Origin of the sequence: Pedococcus sp. 5OH_020, from assembly GCF_027812955.1 — a bacterium.
Lineage (GTDB): Bacteria > Actinomycetota > Actinomycetes > Actinomycetales > Dermatophilaceae > Pedococcus.
The window spans coordinates 1-2,151 of the sequence record NZ_JAPYZV010000023.1 but is presented as its reverse complement, the minus strand read 5'-3'; the positions used below and the strand labels follow the sequence as shown (position 1 = coordinate 2,151).

The following is a 2,151-nucleotide window of genomic DNA, read 5'->3' as shown; positions in this document are numbered from 1 at the left end:
CGCTTGAAAACGAGGCCACCCAGACAGATTGGATGGGTGATCTCAGTGGAGGATTGGGCTCTGATCCGGCGGCTGGTCGCGGATGGTGTTCCGCAGCGTCAGGTCGCGCGGGATCTGGGAATCGGTAGGTCGACGGTCGGGCGGGCGTTGGCGTCGGACCGGCCGCCGAGGTACGAGCGGGCGGTGGTGCCGACGTCGTTCACGCCGTTCGAGCCGCTGGTGCGGCAGCTGCTGAGGGCGACTCCGGACATGCCGGCCACGGTGCTCGCCGAGCGGGTGGGGTGGACCGGGTCGATCACGTGGTTCCGCGAGCACGTGCGTCGGTTGCGTCCCGAGCATTGGCCGGTCGACCCGGCGGACCGGTTGATCTGGTTGCCCGGTGATGCGGCGCAGTGCGACCTGTGGTTCCCGCCCAAGCGGATCCCGCTCGAGGACGGTAGTACGTCGCTGTTGCCGGTGCTGGTGATCACGGCCGCGCACTCACGGTTCATGCTCGCCCGGATGATCCCCACCCGGCACACCCAGGACCTGCTGCTGGGGATGTGGGAGCTGCTGCAACAGCTCGGCCGGGTCCCACGGCGCCTGATCTGGGACAACGAGTCCGGCATCGGCCGCGGCAAACGCCACGCTGAAGGGGTGAGCGCGTTCGCCGGCACCCTGGCCACCACCCTGCAGCGGCTCAAGCCCTACGACCCCGAGTCCAAGGGCCTGGTCGAGCGGCGCAACGGGTTCTTCGAGACCTCCTTCATGCCCGGGCGAACCTTCAAGTCGCCGGCCGACTTCGACGCCCAGTTCAGCCACTGGCTGACCCTGGCGAATGCCCGGATGGTGCGCACCATCCGGGCCCGCCCGGTCGACCGGCTCGACGCCGACCGGGCCGCGATGCTGCCCCTGCCACCACTGGCGCCGGCGCTCGGGTGGGCCAACCGGGTCAGGCTGGGACGCGACTACTACGCCCGGGTCGACTCCAGCGACTACTCCGTCGACCCGGCGGTGATCGGCCGGTTCGTGGACGTGACCGCGGACCTGTCCCGGGTCGAGGTCCGCCACGAGGGACGCCTGGTCGCCGCCCACGCCCGGGCCTGGGCCCGGGGCATGACCGTCACCGACCCCGCCCACGTGGTGGCGGCGAAGATGCTGCGCGAGCAGTACCAGCGCCCTCGACCGGCACTCGACCCGCACGAGGGGCTGGTGCGGGATCTGGCCGACTACGACCGCGCCTTCGGGCTGGGCGACGACCTCGTCGGCGGGATCACCGATGGCGAGGTGGCCTGATGACCACCGGCACCAGCAACACCAAGACCGACGCCGCCGAGGCGCTCAAGCAGCTGACCTACCTGGCCGCCGCGTTGAAGGCACCCCGGATCACCGAAGCAGCCGGTCGGCTGGCCGACCATGCCCGCGACGCCGGCTGGACCCACGAGGAGTACCTCGCCGCGGTGCTCGACCGTGAGGTCGCCGCTCGGAACGCCTCCGGCGCCCAGCTGCGGATCCGGGCCGCCGGGTTTCCCGCCAGGAAGACGATCGAGGGGTTCGACTGGGACGCCCAACCGGCCGTCCGTCAACAGATCGGCGCCCTGGCCTCCGGCGGGTTCCTGACCGAGGCCCGCAACGTGGTGCTGCTCGGCCCGCCGGGCACCGGCAAGACCCATCTGGCCACCGGCCTGGGCATCGCCGCCGCCCACCACGGCCACCGGGTCCTGTTCGCAACCGCGACCGACTGGGTCACCCGGCTCACCGACGCCCACCGCGCCGGCCGGCTACCCGCCGAGCTCGCCCGGCTGCGCCGCTACGGACTGATCATCGTCGACGAGGTCGGCTACCTGCCCTTCGAGCAAGACGCCGCGAACCTGTTCTTCCAGCTCGTCTCATCCCGCTACGAACACGCCTCGCTGATCCTGACCTCCAACCTGCCCTTCAGCGGCTGGGGCGGAGTATTCGGCGACCAAGCCGTCGCCGCAGCGATGATCGACCGCGTCGTCCACCACGCCGACGTCCTGACCCTCAAGGGCGCCAGCTACCGGCTCCGCAACCGCGGCATCGACACACTGCCCAGCATCAGAACCCACGACACGGCAGACTAGAAACCCCGAAACCGGTGGCCTCGATTTCGAACGTCGCATCGGCCCCATTTTCGAGCGTTGCCGACAC

The 2,151-nt window shown here is 70.6% G+C and carries 2 protein-coding genes; both read left to right on the top strand.

Annotated features, from left to right (window positions below; genetic code table 11):
* The first annotated feature begins 36 nt into the window (after positions 1 to 36).
* Positions 37 to 1,275 (top strand): IS21 family transposase, encoded by a 1,239-nt coding sequence (gene istA, locus PHA84_RS20625; protein WP_270890020.1) that lies wholly within the window; start codon positions 37 to 39, stop codon positions 1,273 to 1,275.
* Positions 1,275 to 2,084 carry an IS21-like element helper ATPase IstB gene (istB, locus tag PHA84_RS20620; protein ID WP_270890019.1) on the top strand — a complete coding sequence of 270 codons (810 nt, stop codon included), beginning with the start codon at positions 1,275 to 1,277 and terminating at the stop codon, positions 2,082 to 2,084. The genes istA and istB overlap by 1 nt, the downstream gene beginning before the upstream one ends.
* Positions 2,085 to 2,151 lie beyond the last annotated feature (67 nt).